We start from the raw sequence: 20,512 nt of genomic DNA, 5'->3' as shown, positions 1-20,512 counted from the left end.
TCATCCGTCGCGGTGAGGAATAGTCGGTCGCTGCAAACCGAGTAGTCCCCAAAGCGGGGACAAGCGCGCCCTCCTGTCCCCGCTTTGGGGACTAGGACGACTCGCCCCCGATGGTTGAGAATCCCTCTCCCGGCCGTCGCCAGCGAGCGGCGAGCCACGACCGGTTAGACCGGCACGCTCCTTCTCACCCCGACCATGATTCCCCGCCCACGCAGTGAACACGCGACCTTGGCGATGGCACGAACCGCGCGGTTGCTCGTCGTGGTTTCCATCACTGCCGCCATGCTCGCGGAAGCCGGTGCAACCGCGTTGATCCCTGTTACCCGCGACGGAGCCGGCATCAAGCCCTCGACCCTCCGCCTCGACGGCCGCAGCTACGAGGTCTGGCAATCCGACGATGCGAACCGGACGCTCACCTTCGGAACCGGTGCGCCCATGCCGGAAGGCGGTGAACTGTTCGTCAAGATCGACTACCTCGACCGCGGCTACGGCCGGATCGACGTGCGGCTCGCAGGAAACGGCGGGGACACCCTCGGTCCCGACCGCCACCTCGGCCTGACACTGGCCGACACCGGCAAGCCTGCAAGCGCCCGCATGAGATTCACCGCCGGGGCCTCCCGCCTTCCAGAAGAGCTGTCGATCCAGGTCCAGTTGCATGGCTCCACGGACCGTTCCCTCGCCATCACGGAAGTCTCGGCGCACGACACTCCTTTCGACCATCCGGAGTTCCGCTATGTCATCTCCGATCCTTGGAAGGTGCCCTACGACGGGCCGTCCCGGCCGGTTGACAACAGCACCTTGAAAGGCCGCGTCATGACCGGCTACCAAGGTTGGTTCCGCACCCCGAACGATCCCTACGGCGGCGGATGGCACCATTGGGGAGACATCCCGTCGGGAACCTTCTCGGTCGACATGTGGCCGGACATTTCCAGCTACCCCGCCCACACCCTGCAGAAGGCATGCGATGTAAAATTGAAAAGCGGCAAGCAAGCCTACCTGTTTTCCTCCGCCTGGCCCGCGGTGACCGACATCCACTTCGGGTGGATGCGCGAGCACGACATTGACGGCGCCTTTCTACAGCGCTTCGTCAACGACGGCTTCCATTCGATCAGCGGCGGACCCGAGTGGATCCTGGCCAACGTCCGGGCCTCGGCCCACCGCGAGGGACGGCTCTGGGCCATCGAATACGACGTCAGCGGCTATCCAGACAGGAAGTTGCTCGAAACCCTGAAGACCGACTGGAAGTGGTTCGTCGATGAATTCGGCATCCGCGGCGACTCCCACTACGCCCACGAGGACGGCAAACCGGTGGTGTTCATCTGGGGCCTTCCGTTCCCCGACCGGAACATCTCGCCGGCCACCGCCGATGCCGTCGTCGATTTCTTCAAAAACGACCCGGTTTACGGCGGGAACTTCGTGATCGGCGGCATCCCCGGGAACTGGCGGGACATGGACGCCGCGTGGCAGAACCACATCGCGAACTACAACTGCGTGCTGGCGTGGATGTCGCGCAGCTACGCCCGTGACATCGCCGACCTCCGCTCCCTCGGACTTCCCTACTATGCCCATGCGATGCCGGGATTCTCGTGGGCCAACCTCAAGCATCTCCCCGCCGGGGACACCCTGGCTTACACGCCACGCAACGGCGGAGAGCATTACTGGAGCCAGCTCAAGGACGCCGCCGCGGCGGGAGCCGACCGCCTGTTCATCGGCATGTTCGACGAGTACGACGAAGCCACCGCCATCATGCCGATGAGCGACGACACCCCGGAGCCGCCGTCCCGGCCCGGGGTCGCCGCCACGTTCTACAACGGCGACCGAGCCCGGGAACACGGCCGGCTGGTCCACCGCACGGACCTCGAGATCAACTTCGACGGCAACCCGCCCGCCCAGCACATCGACGCCGAGAACTTCTACGTCCGCATGGGCGGCCGGATCCGCTATCCCGGCCCCGGCCCCTTCACCTTCTCTATCGAAGGCGCGCCCGGCGACGACGCGGAACTGACTTTGAACGGCGAGCGCATCCTCGACGTGAAGGGACTCAACGGAATCGTGTCTTCGAACGTCCCGGTTCCCGCCGAACCCGGTGACCATGGTTCGTTCCGCCTTGAATACCGCCACCGCGCCGCGAACGGCAGGCTTCGCCTCTATTGGGAAAGCCCCGGCATGGCGCGCCAAGCGGTGCCTGCCGATGTGCTCGAGGACGCCTGGGGCCGTTTCATCACCAACGATGGCCGCCCGGCTGACTGGTGGATGAAATTAACGGCCAAGGGCAAGCGTTTGATGAACGACGCCCGGGCCGATCGTTCCCCCGGCCCCTGATTTCCCGGTGCCCGGCGATGTCCCGCCCGCCCGACCTTCAACCCACCGAGCATGAAACCACACCTGCTGCTACTCGGCCTCTCCGCGGCCGCCACCCATCCGACCATCGCCCGGGAAGTCCAGGCCCGCTCCGCCGCGGAAGAGGCGAAGAGCTTCCTCCTGCCCGACGGCTACCGGATGGAGCTCGTCCTCAGCGAACCCCACATCAAGGAACCCGTGGTCACGGTCTTCGACGGCGACGGCCGGATGTTCGTCGCCGAAATGAGGACCTACATGCAGGACATCGACGGCAATGACCAGCGCAAGCCCACCAGCCGGATCTCGATGCACACCGACGCCAATGGCGACGGCAATTACGACAAACATAGTGTTTTTGTCGACGACCTGGTACTTCCCCGCATGATCCTGCCGCTGGGAAAAGGCCAGATCGTCGTCAACGAGACCGACACCCTCGACCTCTACCTTTACACCGACACCGACAACGACGGGGTTTCCGACAAGAAGGAACTCTGGTGGCAGGGCGGCCCGCGTGGCGGCAACCTCGAGCATCAGCCGAGCGGGTTGGTCTGGGCGATCGATAACGCCATCTACACCACCTACAACAGCTTCCGGCTTCGCTGGACCCCCGGCGGCGTGGTGAAGGAAGACACCAAGCCCAACGACGGGCAGTGGGGGCTCGGCCAGGACAATCACGGCAGCCTCTACTACGTCAATGCGGGCGGCGAGAAGGGGCCGGTGAGCTTCCAGGCCCCGGTGGTCTACGGCATGTTCAATCCCCGGGACCAGTTCGCGGATGGCTTCAAGGAGCTGTTCCCCGCCGCGGGCGCCCGGGATTTCCAGGGAGGACCCGGCCGTGTCCGCGAGCCCGACGGAACCCTCAACGGTTTCACTTCCGGCGCGGGCATCGACGTTTTCCGCGGCGACCAGCTGCCCGCCGACATGCTCGGCGACGTCTTCTTCGGAGAACCGGTCGGCCGCCTCGTGCGCCGGGCCAAGGTCACGATGGACGGAGGCCTCAAGATCCTCTCGAATCCCTATCAGGAAGAGAAATCCGAGTTCCTCCGCTCGACAGACCTTTGCTTCCGCCCGGTCAACATGAGCAATGCCCCGGACGGCACGCTCTACATCACCGACATGTACCGCGGCATCATCCAGGAAGCGGCCTGGGTGAATCGCGGCAGCTACCTGCGCGGCGTGGTTGAAGAGCACCGTTTCGACAAGGTCGCCGGACTCGGCCGCATCTGGCGGCTCGCCCACCGCACGACCCGCCCGGTGAAGCAACCGCGGATGTACTCCGAGAGCACCCAGCAGCTCGTCGCCCACCTCGCCCACCCCAACGGTTGGTGGCGGGACACCGCCCAACGGCTGATCGTCTTGCGCCAGGACCGCGCCGTCGTCCCGATGCTCGAGGACGGTGTCCGCAGGCACACCAGCTATCTTGCCCGGATGCATGCCCTGTGGACGCTCCAAGGCCTTGGAGCCGTCACCCCGGAACTGGTCCGCAAGGCCATGGAAGATCCCCACCCTCAGGTCAGGGTGGCGGCGATCCGCGTGAGCGAATCGCTTTACCAGGCCGGCGACACCTCGCTGGCCGCCGGCCTCGAGGCCCTGACCCGCGACGACGCCCCGGAGGTGGTGCTCCAGGCCTGCCTGACAGCCCGCTACCTCGACCTTCCCGGCCACAAGACCCTGATCTCGGACACGGTGGTCCGCTCGAAGGCCGAGGGCGTCAAACAGATCGGCCCGCAGCTGCTGCTCGCCCCCGGCCAGAAGCTTCCCGACCTCACCGACCGCGAACGCTCCCTGATGAAGAAGGGCGAGGAAATCTATTCCACCCTCTGCGCCAGTTGCCATGGAGACGTCGGCCGCGGGGTCGAGGTCGCGGGCCTCGAGGGCGCGCTGATCGCCCCTCCGATGGCGGGCTCGAAAACCGTCACCGGAGATCCGAAAGGCGTCGTCTACGTCCTGCTCAAGGGCCTGGAAGGAGAGATCGAGGGCAAGAAGTACGAGGGTCTCATGATTTCGATGGCGACCAACGACGACGACTGGATCGCCTCGGTCGCCAGCTACGTCCGCAACAGCTTCGGCAATCACGGCAGTTTCGTCACGCCGGCCGATGTGGCCAAGGCCCGCCAGGACACCGCCGGCAAGTACAGCCCGTGGTCCTACCGGGAGCTCCAGGCCCGGTTGCCCCAGGCCGTCGCGAACAGCAGCCTGACGGTCACCGCAAGCGACAACAACGGTTCGGCCCCCATGGCGATCGACGGCGACACCGCCTCGCGCTTCACCACCGGCAGGTTCATGGTTCCCGGCATGTGGTTCCAGGTCCAGCTCCAGGAGGCCACGCCGCTGTCCGGCCTGGTGCTCGACGCCGGCGACTCCGCCAATGACTACCCGCGCCAGTTCGAACTTCGGGTATCGGACGACGGCACCCATTGGAGCGATCCGGTGGCGACGGGCGCAGGCAAGTCGCCGGTGACCGAGATCCGCTTCAAGCCGGTCCGGGCCAAGTACGTGCGGATCACCCAGCAGGGGAAGGCCGACGGCAACTACTGGTCGATCCACGACCTGAAGCTGCTGCGCGAGCCGGCGGGCTAGGAGCGGAATTTGATGATCGCCTCGACCTTGCTGCGGACGTGCAGCTTGAGGCAGATCCGTTTCACATAGGTGCGGACCGTCTCGATCGTGATGTCGAGCTGGTCCGCCACCTCCTTGTAGATGTAGCCCGAGGCGAGCAGTCGCAGGACCTCCCGTTCGCGGGCGGAGAGCGTCTGATTCTCGTCCTCGATCTGTTTGTCCTGGCGGAAGTACTGCGCGACCTTGCGGGCGATGTGGCTCGAGAACGGCGCACCGCCGGAGTAGACGTCGCGGATCGCGTTGAAAATGTCGTCGGGCGTGCTGGTCTTCAGAAGATAGCCGCTGGCTCCCTCCTTCAGCGCGCGGAAGATGTTGTCCTCCTCCTCGTAGGCGGTGAGCATGACGATCTCCAGCTGGGAGACCTGCTTCTTGAGCTCGTGGATGCAGTCGATGCCGCTCTTCCCCGGCAGCTTGATATCCATCAGCACGACGTCCGGCGAGGCGGCCGGGATCTTCTCAAGGGCTTCCTCAGCGGACGACACCGCAAACAGGCATTCGATGTCGGGCGGCTTCTCGAGGATCTTGATCAGCTGTTGCTGGAGGCGGAAGTCGTCCTCGACCACCACGACGGTCTTTCGGCGGGGTATCATCGCGCTGGGTAGGGTGAATTCATTTGACCGGCGCCGTCAACAACACGCTGAGGCCGCAGGGTTCCAGGGCTTGAATCACGCAATTGCCACGGATGGATTTCATCCGTTCGGTGATGCTTTCCAGGCCGCTGCCGGTCCGCCGGTCGTCTTCCTGAATGCCGATGCCATTGTCGACCACGGAAATCTTCAAGACCGAATTCTCCATCCAGATCTTCATCTTGATCTCGGATGCCTGAGAGTGCTTCAGCGCGTTGTTGACCGTCTCCTTCACCGAGAGGCTGAAATTGTGGCGGAACTCGTGGCTGATCGGGCGGTCCTCGGTAACCGACATCGCGTCGATCCGGCAGCGGATCTCCGCCAGGCGGCAGAGGTCGCTGACCAGCCGGCAAAGGAAATCGACCAGCGACTCCAGGTCATCGTTGTTGGAGTTGAGCATCCAAACGGTCTCGGACAAGGCGCTGACCAACTCGCCGGACATGTTGGTGATCTGGCGGAACGTCGCCTTGGCCTCCTGGTCGTGGATGTTGCTCTCGGCATGGGAGCCCAGCAGCGAAATGTGCGAGAGTCGGGTGCCCAGGTCGTCGTGAAGATCGCGGGCGATCCGCAGCCGTTCGTCAGCGATCAGACGGGCGTTGCGGAGATGCCGGTTGATCCGCCGCCGGATCAGGTGCCGTCCCCAGAGGCCGGCGAGCAAGCCCGTCGCTGAAATGCAGGCCAACCAGAACCACCACTTCTCCCAATAGGGTCGGGGCACTTCGAGCACGACCGCGGCCCCGGATCCCAGCGGGAGGCCGGATACCGCGAGATCCTCGACGACGAACCGGTAGTCACCCGGAGGCAGCCGTTCGTAGTCGACGGAGAAATCCCCGCCCATCCCCACCGTGTAGGTTTCCTCCCACCAGACGTCCAGCAGCTCGCCCGGGATCACCTTGGGCAGCGAATACACCCCGGTCGCCCAGTCCGCGTGGGCGGTGGGATCGTCATCGACGATGAACAGGAGCGGCGCCCCCTCGGCGTCGTCCCCGAGGTTGGTGCCCGATGCCATCGACGGATGCGTACCCGATTTCGTCCACAATGGATTCGCGAGATCGAAGCCACGGCCGTCCACGATGAAGCGCCGGTCGTCGCCGGCAAGGCGTTCGGCCGGTTCAACCGTGATGCCCCGCGCGGCGAAGATCCCGACGGTATTCGGAGGTCCCGATGACGACAGGGCGATGGAGACATACTGGGCTTCCAGTGGCACGGTCACGACCTCGCGCCGTGCAATGAACTCCGAATTCTCGACGCTGCCCCTCCATCCGGAGCTGTCGCCGGTCGCCGGGAAGAAGACCTGGAGGATCTGGTCACCGTTCCCTTTGATGAAGCGGACGATGAAGTTCATCTCCCCCGCGCCCTGATGCCAATCGCGGTCGATCCCCTCGAGCTTGTAGCGGACGCGGAGCGGCTCCGGGTCGACATGGAAGGTCAGCTCCGCCACATCGAACGGCGCCGTCACGGCTTCGGCCCTGACCGGCTCCTGTGCCTGGTCGATGAAGACATCGATGGCCGTCGCCCCGGAACCCGACCACGCGACCGGGGTTGAGGCGAGCAGGCCGAGACCACAAAGCAGGCGCACGCGGTGTCTCGCGTTGCAGGGAAAGAAGCCGGGGTACGGTGGACGCATGGCAAGACAAGTCGCTCCGTCGCGCAGGCATCATCGATACGAAGCGTCCATTGATGCAGCAAGGAGTGAATCCCTCCATGCCCCGTCGAAACTGTCATGGGATCCCGGCGAGATTCCACCCGTGATTTTCCACGGGAAGATGTTTGATTGGAGACATGAAGGAAAACCGGACCGAACGCGACTCGATGGGTGAAATGGCCGTCCCTGCCGATGCTCTCTACGGGGCATCGACCGCGAGGGCCGTGGAGAACTTCCCGATCTCCGGGACGCCGGTTCCGCCGCCGCTGATCCACGCGTACGGTCGCATCAAGGAAGCCGCCGCCGAGGTGAACCTCGAACTCGGGTTGCTGGAGCCGGGAATTGCCGGCGCGATCCGCTCGGCGGCAGCCGGAATCGCGGCGGGTCGCTACGACGATCAGTTTCCCGTCGACATTTATCAAACCGGCTCCGGCACTTCGACCAACATGAACGTCAATGAAGTGGTCGCGACCTTGTGCCGCCGCGTAGGAGTGACGGTTCACCCCAACGATCACGTCAACCTCGGACAATCGTCGAACGACACCTTCCCCGCCGCCATCCACCTGGCCGTCGCGATGCAACTGCGCGACCACCTGATTCCCGCGATGCTCGGATTGGAAGAGGCGCTCAAGGGCAAGGCCGCGGAGTTTTCGGAAGTTCTCAAGATCGGGCGCACCCACTTGATGGACGCAACACCGGTACGGCTCGGGCAGGAGTTCGGTGGCTGGGCGCGGCAGGCAGGACTGGCCGCGTCGCGCGGACGCAAGGCGCAGAAGGCGTTGATGGAACTCCCGCTGGGCGGCACCGCGGTCGGCACCGGCCTCAACGCCCATCCGGAATTCGCCGCCCGGGTCATCGCGAAGCTCGCCGGATCGACCGGCCTGCCGTTCCGGGAGGCGTCGAACCACTTCGAGGCCCAATCCGCGAAAGACGCCTGTGTCGAGGCCCACGGCCAGCTCGCCACCATCGCGGTGTCGATCCACAAGATCGCCTGCGACCTCCGCTTGCTCGGATCCGGGCCACGCTGCGGCCTCGGCGAAATCCGGCTGCCGGCAACCCAACCGGGCTCATCGATCATGCCGGGAAAGGTGAACCCGGTGATCCCCGAAGCCGCCACCATGGTCGCCGCCCGCGTCGCCGGCAACCAGACGACGGTTGCTTGGTGCGGCGCGGGTGGTTTCCTGGAACTCAACGTCTCGATGCCGCTGATCGCCCACTGCTTGCTGGAATCCATCCTGCTGCTTGGAAACGTCGCCACCTGCTTGCAGGAAAAGTGCGTCGCCGGGATCGAGGCGAACACGGACCGCTGCAACGAGCTGATCGAACTGTCGCTGTCGATGGTTACCGGCCTGGTGCCGGCGATTGGCTACGACGCCGCCGCGGCGATCGCCAAGGAGTCGGTGGCCACAGGACGCACCGTGCGGGAGCTCTGCGAGGAACGGCTGGACGCCCTTGGACTCACCCCCGATGCGCTGGATGCAGCCCTGAACCCCGAAACCATGACCGGATCCGGCTAAACGAGACGCAAAATCGGACAAACCCGGATTTTTTGGTCGTTCCAATAGCGCCGGAACAGTAAACATCCCCTGAATGTCAACCGAATCTCGGTCCCTTGGCCCGCCCGATCCGATTCGCCCGTGGTTCGAAGCGCTCGAATCATTGGGAGACTTCATCGGCATCCGCTTCGGACGGATTGATCCGGTTTCCAAGTCGCCGGAATGGACATTCTTGCCTCACACGGATTTCGACGGGATCGGCGGATTCGCGCACCTGCTGAGGGAGCGGGGCGCAACGATCACGGACCTCCCGATGATCACCCATCCCGCGAAACTTTCCTGGTGGGCGTTCCTCCGGGCCATGCCGGGGATGCTGGGGCCGCGCAAACGCCTGGCGTGGAAACCGTTGGACCGGAGCGACACGGTGCCCCCGAATGAACCAACGCCCGCGGTGGCGTGGCACGTTTTCGACGAGGAACAAACATCGAAGATCCGGCACTCGGCCCGGACTTCCCAGGCAACGGTCAACTCCCTGCTCCTCAAGTACCTTGACCGGGCGGTGCGACCCTCCTTGGCCGACCCGTCGCAAGCGATTCCCTGGATGGTGCCGGTCAACCTCCGCGGCAAGGTGACGCGTCCGCACGATACCGAAAACCACTCGAGTTACATCGGGATCAAGGTCTTCGCCTCCGAGGGAATTCGCGACGTGCATCATCACATTTATCGTTCCCTGGAAAAGGGGCGGCATTGCGCGAACTGGAAGGCCTTCGATGCAGCACGGCTGACTTCGCCCGGCATCAAGCGGGCACTGATCAATGCCGACCGGGCCGTCTCGCAGTGGAATCTAGGCGGGTTTTCCAACCTCGGGGTTTGGGATCCCGAAAAGAAGATCACCGACAACACCGATGCCTGGCTCTTTGCGCCCCCGGTGCTGGCAACCCAGATGTTGGGGGCAGGCTGCGTCACTTTCCAAGGAAAGCTGAGCCTGACCCTCCAGGCGCACCCTGACCTGACCACCTCGCCCGACGTCACCGCCGAGTGGATCCAACGCTGGGTCCGCGAGATCGAACTTGGATTCCAGAAATAAACTCATGCACCCCGCCCGACTTCTCACGTTGCTCGCGTTGGCATCCAGCCCGAACCTGGCGCAAGCCGTCGGCTACCGCCTGCCCAACCAGGATCCCGAGGGCATCGCCCGGGGGAACGCCTTTGTCGCCACCGCCGACAATCCTTCGGCGATTTTCTACAATCCCGCGGGTATCACTCAGCTTGAGGGACAGAATGTGAGCGTCGGCGTCTATCTCATTTCCACCGACGTCTCGTTCCGTTCAGCCGGCGGCTCCGCCAGCACGGAAACGACGCCACAGGCGGTTCCTCAAATCTACTACACCTGGTCGCCGGACGAATCGCCCCTCTCGTTCGGACTCGGCATCTACGCACCCTATGGCCTGGGCATCGACTACGGCCGCTTCACGCCGTTCCCGACCGCAGCACAGGATGCCGACCTGAAATACGTGTCGGTCAATCCGGTGATGGCCTGGGAAATCGCCCCGTGTCTCTCGGTTGCTGCCGGCCTGACCCTCAACCCTTCCGAAGTCAGTCTGGAACGTCGCATCGGGCTCATCCCCGGCGACGAGTTCCAGTTTGACGGCAACGGCTACGCGACCGGCTACAATCTCGGGCTGCTCTGGCAACCGCTCGAAGAATGGTCATTCGGCCTCAACTACCGCTCGGCGACCGAAATCAACTACAAGGGCCGTTCAATCACCGCCCCGGTCCCACCTTTTGGCGGAGGGACCCCGACCCAAGCATCACTGAAGTTCCCCGCCTACATCGTCGGCGGGGTTTCGTACCGGCCGAACGACGATTGGAATTTCGAGTTCAACCTCGACTGGACCGATTGGGACAGCGTCGATGACGCCGTGTTCCTCGGCACGTTCGGCGGCAGCCAGGTCTTCCCGTTCCGATACAAGTCGAGCTTCATGTATGAGTTCGGGATCACGCGCCAGCTGGGGAACGGGTATTTCGCAAGCATCGGTTACATTTTCAGCGAGAACTCCGTGCCGGACCAGACCTTCAGCCCGCTGAATCCCGACTCCGACCTCCATCTTGGCAGTATCGGCTTCGGCCATCGCGGGGAATGCTTCGGCTGGGCCGCAGGCTACCATTTCGCCTACAACGGCGGCCGCACCGTCAACGGCAACTACAACCCGACCGTCGATGGCGAGTACGAGACCTTCAACCACGCCCTCAACCTGTCGGTTCGCTATAGTTTCTAACCGGCACGCTTGAACAGCGGACCGCCCGCTACTCCAGCCGGCGCTCGCGCTCGGCGTCCTGCCTGCGCTGGAAGTCCGTCGGCGTCACCTCGTGGAGCAACTGGAACTCCCGGCTGAAATCCTTGGTCGATGGAAAGCCGAGGATCACTGCCGCCTCCTTGACCGGCATCCCCTCCAGCAGGTGCTGCCGGGCCTGCACCATCCGCTCGCGGCGCAGCCAATCCTTCGGGCTGATCCCCAGCGAATCGGTGAAAATCCGGTGCAACTGTCGCTCGGACACCTCGAAGTGAACGCACAAGGGCTTGACCTTGAATCCGAACTTCAGGGCGATGGGCCCCAAGGGCTCCGCTTCCAGATCGCGGGCCCGTATGGCCACGACCCGGCCATTGCGGTAGGCGATCTGGAGATCCGGACGCTTCATTGCTCGATAGCCTCGTTCACCTGGCAAGCGCTTGGTCGCTGCCGGCGCGGGCGGGCGAAGGCTACGGGAAACCGCTCAATTTAGAGAAGCCCTAATGCGGAGGAAATCAGCAAATCGTCGTCGAAGAGCCAGCGGGCGACGTCCGATCCCGGAGACTCCTCCAGAGCCGCCCCATCCTTGTGCACTTCCATGACCAAGCCTTCGGCGCGCAACCGTCCAACCGATCCGCCCGCATCGTAAACGCCCATCAAGGCCGCAATCACGGTCAGGGCCTCATCCCCAGCGACACCGCCGATCCCGAGCAACCCCGCCAGCAACCGCGGGAACGGATCGGTCCCCGAGCTCAGACGGAACCCGTCGCCATCTGGCACGATCTCGGCGGCTCCGTCGGGAAGCGACTTGGCGAATGCCTCCACCCTCTCCGCGAGGGTCCCCCCGGAAAACCCGGCCTTCAGCTTATCCTCGAGGGCCCCGGTGAGCTTGATCTGTGCATCGTGCACCTTTTTCCACGAGTCGACGCCGGCATCCATCGCCGTGCGGCTGCCACCGCTCGCCGTCCCGAATGCCCCGAGACGCACGAACGAAGCCACCGCCTGGGCGGCGTGCTTCACGTCGAGCTTGGCCGCCAGCGGCGCCAGGGCAAAGGCGGCAAGGCGGGAGGAGTAGATCACGTTGCCAAGGGCTTGCACCTTGGCGGTCATCAAGGAGCCCAGCTCCTTCTTGACGATGTAAAACTCCATCGCGCGGCGCAGCGTGACCTCCAGCTCGCTGACTTCCCAAGGCTTGGTGATGTAGCGGTAGATGCCGCCCTTGTTGACCGAGCCGATCGCCGCATCGAGATCCGAGTAAGCGGTGGAAAGGATCTTCACCACATCCGGATAGCGGTCCGCGATCTTCGCGAGGAAGCCCACGCCGGTTTCATTCGGCATCCGCTGGTCGGTGACGATGATCCCGATCTCCTCGGCGTTCGCTTCGAACACGGAAAGCGCCTCGACCCCGTCGGATGCCTCGAGGATCCGGAACGTCTCGCCATAGAGACGACGGAAGTACTTTCGCGTCTTCTCCTCGTCGTCCACGAAGAGGATGGCGTAACGTGAATAATCGTAGTTGAGGTCGCTCATGTTATGGAATCGTTGAACTCGGGATCGTCCCCGTCGGCCTCGGGATCGGAGGGGGGGAAAAATATCGTGAAAGCGGTGAACTCGCCGGGACGGGTATCCACTTCGATGTGAGCCCGGTGGCGGGTGAGGATCTGATGGGTGATGCTGAGGCCCAGCCCCATGCCCTTGCCCACATCCTTGGAGGTGAAGAATGGATCGTAAATCTTATTGAGGATTCCCGCGGGAATCCCGTTGCCATTGTCCATCACCGTAACTTCCCAGCCACCGGCGGCGGACCTGACATTGACGTCGATTTTGCCGTCCTCGCCGCCTTTTTCCGCCTTGCGGAGCTCAATGGCGTCGATGGCGTTCTGGAACAGGTTGACGAAAACTTGCACCAGCTGGTTGCTGTTCCCGGTCATCAGGGCCTTTTCCGGCCCCTTGATTTCCAGCGCGACCTTCTCGCCAAGCTGATGGCTGACCAGGCGTCTCGAGCGCTCCATCACCTCCTTCAGGTCCGCCTCGCCCCCGATCCGGTTGTCGTCGCGGGTGAACTGGCGGAGATCCGCCACGATCTGCGCGACCCGCTCCACCCCTTCACTGATGTCACCGACGATCTCGGCGTAGTCCTCATGCTCGTCGTCGGGGAGCATCCGCTTGAACGAATTCAACGCGTGCAATCCCGCCCGGGCATAATTGAGAGGATTGTTGATCTCGTGGATGATTCCCGCGCTCATCTGGCCCAGTCCGGAGAGCTTCTCGTTCCGGACCAGCAGCACCTCGTTCTCCTTCAGTTTCTCCATCGCCGCCTCGAGCTCGCGGTTGAGATCCGCGAGTTCGCGGCGGATGGAGGCCATTGCCAGCTGGTTGCGCAAGCGCAAGACCAGTTCGGTCCCCGAAAACGGCTTGGTCAGGAAGTCGCTGGCCCCCGCGTCGAGGGCCTGGAGCTTGGTCTGCTCGTCGGCGCGGGCGGTCAGCATGATCACCGGCATTTCGCGGGTCCCGTGGTTCTCCCGGATCGCCTTGCAAACCTCCACCCCGTCCATTTCCGGCATCATGTGGTCGATCAGCGCCATCACCGGCAGGTGCTGCTTGGCCAGCGCCAGGGCCTCCGCCCCGTCGCGGGCCTCGACCACATCGACATCCTCGAGCTGCATCACCAGGTAGCGGCGCATGTCGGGCTCGTCGTCCGCGACCAGCACCAGCGGCCGGGACGCCCCGTTGCGGCCGATGCCGCGGGCCGCCGTGGCCGGAACCAAGCTATCGGCCGGACGCGCCACCGAGAGGGCCGCCCGCCGGTGCAATTCCTCGATGTGCTTGCCGCCCTGGGTTTCATCGGGTTCCTCGGCTTCCATCTCTCCGGCGGCAGCCACCGCCGGCAGCTCCACCCGGAACCGCGTTCCGACGCCGACCTGGCTGTCGGCGTTGATCTTGCCGCCCATGGTTTCCACCAGGCTGCTGACCAGCGCCAGACCGATCCCGGCGCCCTGGAACTTCCGCGTCGAAGAGGAGTCCACCTGCCAGAAGCGCTCGAAGATCCGCGGCAGGACTTCGCTTGAGATGCCGACCCCCGAGTCCGCGACGGAAAGGATCAGCAACTCGCCGTCACGCACGGCATCCACATCGATGCGGCCACCGGCCGGCGTGAACTTGATCGCATTGATGGTGAGGTTCAGCAGGACCTTCTCGATCTTGTCGCGGTCGAGCATCAGCGGTTCGTCGATCCCGGTGAACCGCCACTCCAGCGCGACCCCGTCCTGGTCGGCAAGGTGCCGCATTGACTGCATCAGCCCGTCGAGCATGCCGCCCAGCTCGGTCTTCTGGAGCTTGACGTCGGCATGGCCGGTGTCGAAGCGGACGAGGTCGAGCAGGTCGTCGATCAGCTTCAACAGCCGCAGGCCGTTGTGCTCGGTCATCGCCAGCATGTCGCGCACTTCCTTTTCCGGGGAACTCCTGAAGCGCTCGGAAAGGCGTTCGGTCAGCCCGATCATCACCGTGAGAGGGGTGCGCAGCTCGTGGCTGATGTTGGCGAAAAAGCGCGTCTTCGCCTCGTCCAGCTGGCTCAACTGGCGGTTCTGGGCTTCCAGCAGTTCGCGGGAATCCTCGACCTCCTTGCGCAGGGAAAACTCGAGGAACCGCAGGCGCTCGTAGAAGTAGCTGCCCGCCAGAACGAACACGCTGGTGACGAAGAGGAAATAGGTGTTGTTGAAGAACAGCCGGCGCTCCGACTGGCCCTCGGAAAGCGACACGCTGATGAAGTACGTGCTGATGCAGAGCACGATCATCGCGACCGAATTCCAGAACGACCAGCGCAGCAGCAGCGCCATGCCGAGGAACACCAGGTTGAGGCCGGCGTAGTAGACCGAGTTCCCCCCGCCGGTCTTCATGATCATCCAGCAGATCCCGATGGTTGGAAGCAGCGGGATGGCCTGGGCGATCCAGTTCCTGGACCGCGCGACTTCCAACGAACCCAGCGCCCAGTAGACCACGCACAGCAACAGCGTGACGATTGCGCGGACCAGCAGGAAGGTCCACGCGTAGCTGGTGAAAACCATCCAATCGAGCGTGGTGCCCGCCAGCATGAACAAGGCTGCCAGCGCCGCGGCGCGACGGGCATTGTCCACGGCGACCCCGTGCTCGTATTGCGCGAATGCGCGCTTCAACTCCGCCTCTTCGGCGTCGTTGAAGGGAATGGTCGTCGATTCAGCCATTCGCGAGTTCGATTTCGAGGAACAGGTTGACCCCGGTTTCGTCGCCTCTCACTTCCACCCGCTGGACCGGAAGCCCCGCCGGCACCAGGTCCAGCATCTCTTCCTCGCCGCGGTAGATCAGGTTCCACTCCATCAAGTACTCCATCCACGCCTTGCGCGGGTTGGAATCCGCGACGTTGGTGACGATGACGATGCCGCCGGGCTTCGCGATCGAGCAGAAGAACTCCACGAGCCGCTTGCCGACGCGCTGCGAAAGGTAGTCGAACAGACCCGCGCAATACACCACATCGTATTTCCCGAGCTCGGGGTCGCCGCCGGGCTGGGCGGCCGCCTTGAGGATCTGATGCACCGACCTCGGGATGAAGCGCAGGCCGGTGGTCCGGCCCATGCTCATCCGGACCTTGTCGAGGCGCTCACGGGTGTAGTCGAGGGTCTCGGGATTGAAGTCGAGCAGGTCGAACTCCATCAAGTCGCTGGCGTCGTGCTCCTTCAGGAACCGCAGGACTTCCTCCGCCGGACCGCAACCGAGGTTGAAGGCCCGGGCCCTGCCTCGGCCATGCCGGCGGCTGGCCTCGCGGTCCAGGGTCTCGACCAGGTAGTCGATCCGGTTGCGGTGCGCGACCACCGGCTCGGTGTTGAGCATCGCGTAGTTGAGGATCTTCGCGAATGACGAGGCCCCCTCGTAGGGATCCCTCAGCATCATGTTCACCATTTCATAGTCGCCCGCATAGCCCAACGGCTTGGTGTAGGTCCGGTAGAGGAAAGGCGAGCAGAGGACGATCGGATGCAACTCACGACGAACGTAGGACTTGTGGGACGGAACCTCGTCCTCCGAGATCTGGCTGGAGATTTGCTCGAAGCTCTCCATCGCCGGGATCACCTCCTCGATCACCTGGCGCTGGACGTTGGCGAAAATTTCACGCTCAAGGTCGTCCCGGCGCCGGGTGGCGGTCGACCGGATGCCGACATCGATGCCACCCATCCAATGCTGCACCCCGGTCAGCGCGCTCGACATGTCGGCCACGACCACCTTGAAGGGATCCTGGACGTGGTTGGCGGCCCGCCAATCGGTCATGAAGGCCGCGAACTGGGCGCCGAGGTCGGCTTCTCCCGCCACCCCGGAAAGGAAGTCCACCTCCTGCCAGCCGTCCTCCAGGCCCGCCTCGCAAACGAGCACCAGGCCCGTGTTGAGAAGGTTGCTGACCACCGCCTTGCCGCGGTAGATCAACCGCTTGTTGGCAAGGATCCTGAAGTCCGAAAGGACCTCAGAGAGCTGGAGGATGCTGTAGGGGTTGTAGACTTCGAAAACAACCGAGTAGCGGGTCAAGCGCAGCAAGTTCGCCTGCACCTCCATTCCCTGGCTGTTCTTGCACTTGATGACGCTCTGCGCCTGGTCCGGGAGAATCTCCATCAGCAATTGTCTTTCTTGATGTCCAACTCACCCAAAATAGGAGCCTGCCGCAAGCCATTGTCGCAATCCTGCAATTCTTGCAGGGTCAGAGTGCGACCCCGAAGAAATCCATCATCACCTCGCGGTAGACGTCGCGCTTGAATTCGGGGAGCCAGTCGAGATCGAACTCCTCGGGCTGGATCCACCGGTAGGCCCCGAACTCGCGCGGCCGCTGGTTCACATCCACCTCCGGAGCACCGGCCTTGAGCAGGCAATGGTAGTAGGTCTGCTCCTGTCCCTGGCACCCGTGCTTGCGCATCTTTTTCACCCGCACCGGCTCCGGATACAGGTAACGGTAGCCACTCCGGCAGCCGAGGACTTCGTAGTGCTTCGGCGACAACCCGACCTCCTCGCGAACTTCCCGGAACAAGGCCTCCTCCAGCGACTCCCCGTCGTCCACCCCGCCCTGCGGGAACTGCCACGCCCCCGGAATGGTCCACCGCTCGCAAATGAGCAACTGTCCCTCCGGCTTCACCATCAGCGCCGCGACATTCGGACGAAATCGAACCACGGGCCGGAACGTAGGCTATTGTGCCACCTTGGCTCAATCATTAACTTTGCCTAACAATCACTCCCAATCTGGCCAAACTCCTCATCCCGATCCAAGCTCCCACCACGATGAAAAAGTCCGCCCTACTCCACCTCTCCGCCTTGCTGCTGGTCCTCGGCCCGGTATCCGCACAGCAAACCAACCAGAACAATCAAAACAATGACCAGGAGGAGGAGCAAACCGATGATCAGGACTCCAATGCCGAGGAGACCGAGATCAACAAACGCTTCTGGGAAGCCAGCCTCGCTGGCGGCGATTACATGGTCGCACTCGACCGCATTTCATCGGTCAGCATCCACCAGTACGTGCTCGACGCCCAGTTGCTGGTGACCGAGGTGGTCATCGACACCAACGGCCGGGCGCTGGCGCGGTTCTATCACGTCGCCTCCGTCGCGGAGGATACCGGCTCCGCCATGGGCGGGACGATCGCCAAGCGCGGCGCCGACCTGCTCGACCGGGCCGGCCAACGGGCCCAGACCGACGTCCTCAACCTGGCGCAAAAGAACTACCCGACCACCAGCCACGCCGGGATGATCGAATACCGCGTCCTCAATCGGAACGACGTCCAGGCGATCTTCCGCAGCGCCAAGGGTGCCTGGGAATCCGGCAAGGGCCGGAAGATCACGATCCACTGACCTCGGCCCGCCGCTCACTCGTCGTCGCGCGGCTCCTTGCCGCGCAAGGCGTCGAAGAGACCACCGACTTCGCGCACCACGCCGCCGGCCTCGCGGATCACATCGCGGCCTTGCTCGATGACGTCCGCACTCTTCTCCAGGTGCCCTTGGAGGTCCTCGCCGATCACCTCGCGGGTGAATTTCAGCACCTGCTCGCCGGTCTCCGGCAGGACCTCGAACATCCGCAGCCCGGCAGCCTCGATCAACCGCGCCGTGAGGTCTTCCTCGGGATCGTCCAAGGTCCCGGTCACCTGCACGTCGGTCCACAACAAGCCGCGCTCGCCCGGAGAAAACACCGCCGTTTCCGCCCCCGGGATCCGCGCCAGGATCCCCGGCACCAGCCCCAGCCGGAAGCGTCCGTCCAAGCGATCCTCCTGGTCCACCCGCATCGCCCCCTCGACCCGGATCAAGCCATCGGCCCCGAGCTTCAAGTTGCGCAACTTCAGCACCTTGTCCTCCCATTCAAAGTCGGTGCCACCTTCTTCCAATGCCACTCGTCGGAAGCGGGTCGTGTCGGCATAAGCCGATAGCGAATCGAGCAAGGGCAGCGCCGTCAGCACGCCATCCCGCAATTTCAACCCGCCCTTGACCACCGGTCCGTTCGCGCCGTCGGCGACCGAAAACTCGGCTTCGACTTCCCCGGCGAGCCGCTGCTTCCAGCTCTCCGGCAGGATCTCCGCGCACATCACGTCGCGCAGCCAGCCGTTGAAAACATAGCCGTCACCTTCCACCGACATCTCGCCGCTGAGGTCCAGGCGGCCGCTTTCGTAGACCCGGAAATCGGCATCCGTCAGGAAGACCGTGTCGCCCTGATAGCGCAACCGCGCGCGGCCGAGTGACATCGGCGGCGCCCACGCCCATGGCAGGTTCACGGTACCGTCCGCGCCTTCCACCCGGTAACTACCCTTCGCCTCGTCCGGGGTCAGGCGCCAGGAAGTTCCCGAAATGCCGATCGCACCGCTCTTGGTGAGGACACTCAGCGCGGAGCTCCCGATCTCGACCTGGCGAAGTTCCACCTCCTGGGGGATCAGGGAATCGTACCAAGCCGGTGACTTCAACGGCGGCGGAGCGGACACCTCCACCGATTCCGGCGCCTCGCGAACCCGGTCCGCCGCCGTCGTGTCGATTTCCAGTTCGATGCGGCGGGCCCTCGCATCGTCCACCCGCCAGACGCCTTGCCACCAGCCGCCCAGTCCCATCTCGACCCGCAGCCCCTCGGCATCGATCGAGCGGACGATTCCCTCTCCGGACGCCTTGAACGACGGGGTGTCCATCCGCGTGCCGCTCCATCGGAATGGACCGAATTCGCTGTTCACCTCCAGCGCCTTGCCGGCCTCCGTGGAAAGCATCCGGCGGAACTCCTCGCCGTGCAGCCAACTGCGCAGCCACAGGTATCCCCCACCCATCACGACGACTCCGGCCACCAACAACCCCGCCAGCGCCCGCGGCAACCACGTGCCCTTGCCCTTTGCTGCTGCTTTTCTCCGCTGTCGACGGCTCATGCGGGCAAACTGCCTCCATTCAGGTCCGGCGGCAAGCCGCTTGCACCGCCCGGAGTCCCGCCTACACTCGCCTCCATGCACGAGGAAATCTCCCTGGCCCGCGAAGTCGATGCCGTCCAGATCCCCAGCGGTGACGCCATCACCCTGCCCGCCGGCACGCCGGTCTTCATCACCCAGCGTCTCGGTGGCACGTACACCGTCGCCACCTCGGCGGGCTTGGCCCGGATTTCTTCCAAGGACGCCGATGCCCTCGGGGTCGACCTCGAAAAGGAGGAGGAGAAGCACGCCGAAGCGGAACGGCTCAAGGACGCCCCCCTCGAGGAACAGGTCTGGGCCCAGCTCAAGGGAGTCTACGATCCCGAGATCCCGGTCGACATCGTCAATCTCGGCCTCGTCTACGATTGCGCCATCGAGGAGGAAGACGGCAAGAAAACCGTTGCCGTCAAGATGACCCTCACCGCTCCCGGCTGTGGCATGGGACCGGTGATCGCCGCCGACGCCCAGTCGAAGATCATGACCATCGAGGGCATCGACGACGCCAAAGTCGAACTCGTCTGGGATCCCGCCTGGAACCAGGACATGATCTCGGAAGAGGGCAAGATGAAGCTCGGGATGATCTGAGCTTCACCCCCGGAACAAGCCGCCGATCAAGGCGAGCAGCCAACCGACGGGGACCCAGACCAACACGCTGGCCCAGAAGGCGATCACGGCGCGGGGACCCCATGGGTCGCTCGAGCGCAGGAACGACTTTGAAATCACCGCGAGGAAGTGGCTGCCAAGCAGCGCCACGAAAAGCATCGGCAAGCTGATCGACGACCAGAGGCTGGTCCCGTTCTTCGAGAGGATTGCGGCCAGGATCGCCAGCGCACAGTTCAGCCACCAAGCGGCAACGCAGGCACAGGCGATGATCCCCAGCACCCGGCCGACCCCGTCGTCGCGGTGGTCGGGGATCATCCCGAGTTGCCCGCGCTCCACTTTCATCGTCACGGTTGACAACGTCCGTGGCGATGCGCCCGCTGCCACGTTCAGCCGCGGTCTCCCAGCCAGCTCGTTCGCGGGCACGACCTTCAGCTTCCTGCAAGGCGCGCACGGGGTGGCC

The 20,512-nt window shown here is 64.1% G+C and carries 16 protein-coding genes; 7 read left to right on the top strand and 9 right to left on the bottom strand.

All coding sequences use genetic code 11. From position 1 onward, the window contains the following. Nucleotides 1-195: 195 nt before the first annotated feature. Nucleotides 196-2,322 carry a PA14 domain-containing protein gene (locus tag IG178_RS10385; RefSeq protein ID WP_193212473.1) on the top strand — a complete coding sequence of 709 codons (2,127 nt, stop codon included), beginning with the start codon at nt 196-198 and terminating at the stop codon, nt 2,320-2,322. 51 nt (nt 2,323-2,373) lie between these two features. Continuing rightward, on the top strand, nt 2,374-4,920 hold the full coding sequence (locus IG178_RS10380) for a DUF7133 domain-containing protein (protein WP_193212472.1): 2,547 nt from the start codon (nt 2,374-2,376) through the stop codon (nt 4,918-4,920). Here IG178_RS10380 and IG178_RS10375 read toward each other — a convergent pair. Both IG178_RS10375 and IG178_RS10370 read right to left on the bottom strand, forming a co-directional pair. Further along, the gene (locus IG178_RS10375) at nt 4,917-5,549 is read right to left on the bottom strand and encodes a response regulator (protein WP_193212471.1); all 633 of its coding nucleotides are present in this window, start codon (nt 5,547-5,549) and stop codon (nt 4,917-4,919) included. The genes IG178_RS10380 and IG178_RS10375 overlap by 4 nt on opposite strands. A 19-nt stretch (nt 5,550-5,568) precedes the next feature. Continuing rightward, nucleotides 5,569-7,164, bottom strand: coding sequence for a histidine kinase (locus IG178_RS10370; protein ID WP_193212470.1), 1,596 nt, complete (start codon nt 7,162-7,164; stop codon nt 5,569-5,571). A gap of 203 nt (nt 7,165-7,367) precedes the next feature. Between IG178_RS10370 and IG178_RS10365 the strand changes: the two genes are divergently transcribed. The 3 genes from IG178_RS10365 to IG178_RS10355 all read left to right on the top strand — a co-directional run bounded on the left by IG178_RS10365 (nt 7,368) and on the right by IG178_RS10355 (nt 11,005). Next, complete coding sequence (locus IG178_RS10365) at nt 7,368-8,747, top strand: class II fumarate hydratase (protein ID WP_193212469.1); 1,380 nt, start codon at nt 7,368-7,370, stop codon at nt 8,745-8,747. Between the two features lie 73 nt (nt 8,748-8,820). Next, nucleotides 8,821-9,813: a hypothetical protein gene (locus tag IG178_RS10360; RefSeq protein ID WP_193212468.1), complete on the top strand. Its 993-nt coding sequence runs from the start codon at nt 8,821-8,823 to the stop codon at nt 9,811-9,813. Between the two features lie 4 nt (nt 9,814-9,817). Continuing rightward, nucleotides 9,818-11,005: an OmpP1/FadL family transporter gene (locus IG178_RS10355; protein ID WP_193212467.1), complete on the top strand. Its 1,188-nt coding sequence runs from the start codon at nt 9,818-9,820 to the stop codon at nt 11,003-11,005. Between the two features lie 28 nt (nt 11,006-11,033). On the opposite strand, the gene IG178_RS10350 is transcribed toward IG178_RS10355, so the two are convergent. From IG178_RS10350 to IG178_RS10330, 5 genes are all read right to left on the bottom strand, one after another. After that, a complete protein-coding gene (locus IG178_RS10350) occupies nt 11,034-11,426 on the bottom strand; it encodes a helix-turn-helix domain-containing protein (protein WP_193212466.1) in 393 nt (130 codons plus the stop codon). An 80-nt stretch (nt 11,427-11,506) separates the two neighbouring features. Further along, on the bottom strand, nt 11,507-12,547 hold the full coding sequence (locus IG178_RS10345; RefSeq protein WP_193212465.1) for a response regulator: 1,041 nt from the start codon (nt 12,545-12,547) through the stop codon (nt 11,507-11,509). After that, nucleotides 12,544-15,237 carry an ATP-binding protein gene (locus tag IG178_RS10340; protein WP_193212464.1) on the bottom strand — a complete coding sequence of 898 codons (2,694 nt, stop codon included), beginning with the start codon at nt 15,235-15,237 and terminating at the stop codon, nt 12,544-12,546. The genes IG178_RS10345 and IG178_RS10340 overlap by 4 nt, the downstream gene beginning before the upstream one ends. After that, nucleotides 15,230-16,648 carry a class I SAM-dependent methyltransferase gene (locus IG178_RS10335; RefSeq protein ID WP_193212463.1) on the bottom strand — a complete coding sequence of 473 codons (1,419 nt, stop codon included), beginning with the start codon at nt 16,646-16,648 and terminating at the stop codon, nt 15,230-15,232. Before IG178_RS10335 ends, IG178_RS10340 begins: the two co-directional genes overlap by 8 nt. Before the next feature lie 85 nt (nt 16,649-16,733). Continuing rightward, nucleotides 16,734-17,198, bottom strand: coding sequence for an NUDIX domain-containing protein (locus IG178_RS10330; RefSeq protein WP_193212462.1), 465 nt, complete (start codon nt 17,196-17,198; stop codon nt 16,734-16,736). 107 nt (nt 17,199-17,305) lie between these two features. Here IG178_RS10330 and IG178_RS10325 point away from each other — a divergent pair, with 107 nt between their 5' ends. After that, on the top strand, nt 17,306-17,872 hold the full coding sequence (locus IG178_RS10325; protein WP_193212461.1) for a hypothetical protein: 567 nt from the start codon (nt 17,306-17,308) through the stop codon (nt 17,870-17,872). Between the two features lie 14 nt (nt 17,873-17,886). Here the strand turns inward: IG178_RS10325 and IG178_RS10320 are convergent, their stop codons facing one another. Then, nucleotides 17,887-19,413 (bottom strand): translocation/assembly module TamB domain-containing protein, encoded by a 1,527-nt coding sequence (locus tag IG178_RS10320; RefSeq protein WP_193212460.1) that lies wholly within the window; start codon nt 19,411-19,413, stop codon nt 17,887-17,889. Between the two features lie 75 nt (nt 19,414-19,488). Between IG178_RS10320 and sufT the strand changes: the two genes are divergently transcribed. After that, complete coding sequence (gene sufT, locus IG178_RS10315) at nt 19,489-20,034, top strand: putative Fe-S cluster assembly protein SufT (RefSeq protein WP_193212459.1); 546 nt, start codon at nt 19,489-19,491, stop codon at nt 20,032-20,034. Between the two features lie 3 nt (nt 20,035-20,037). On the opposite strand, the gene IG178_RS10310 is transcribed toward sufT, so the two are convergent. Next, on the bottom strand, nt 20,038-20,394 hold the full coding sequence (locus tag IG178_RS10310) for a hypothetical protein (RefSeq protein WP_193212458.1): 357 nt from the start codon (nt 20,392-20,394) through the stop codon (nt 20,038-20,040). Nucleotides 20,395-20,512: the final 118 nt, after the last annotated feature.

Source organism: Neoluteolibacter marinus (genome assembly GCF_014904755.1).
GTDB classification, from domain to species: Bacteria; Verrucomicrobiota; Verrucomicrobiia; order Verrucomicrobiales; family Akkermansiaceae; genus Haloferula; species Haloferula marina.
Note: the sequence above shows the minus strand (reverse complement) of the source record. Positions and strands in the feature narration are given on the sequence as shown.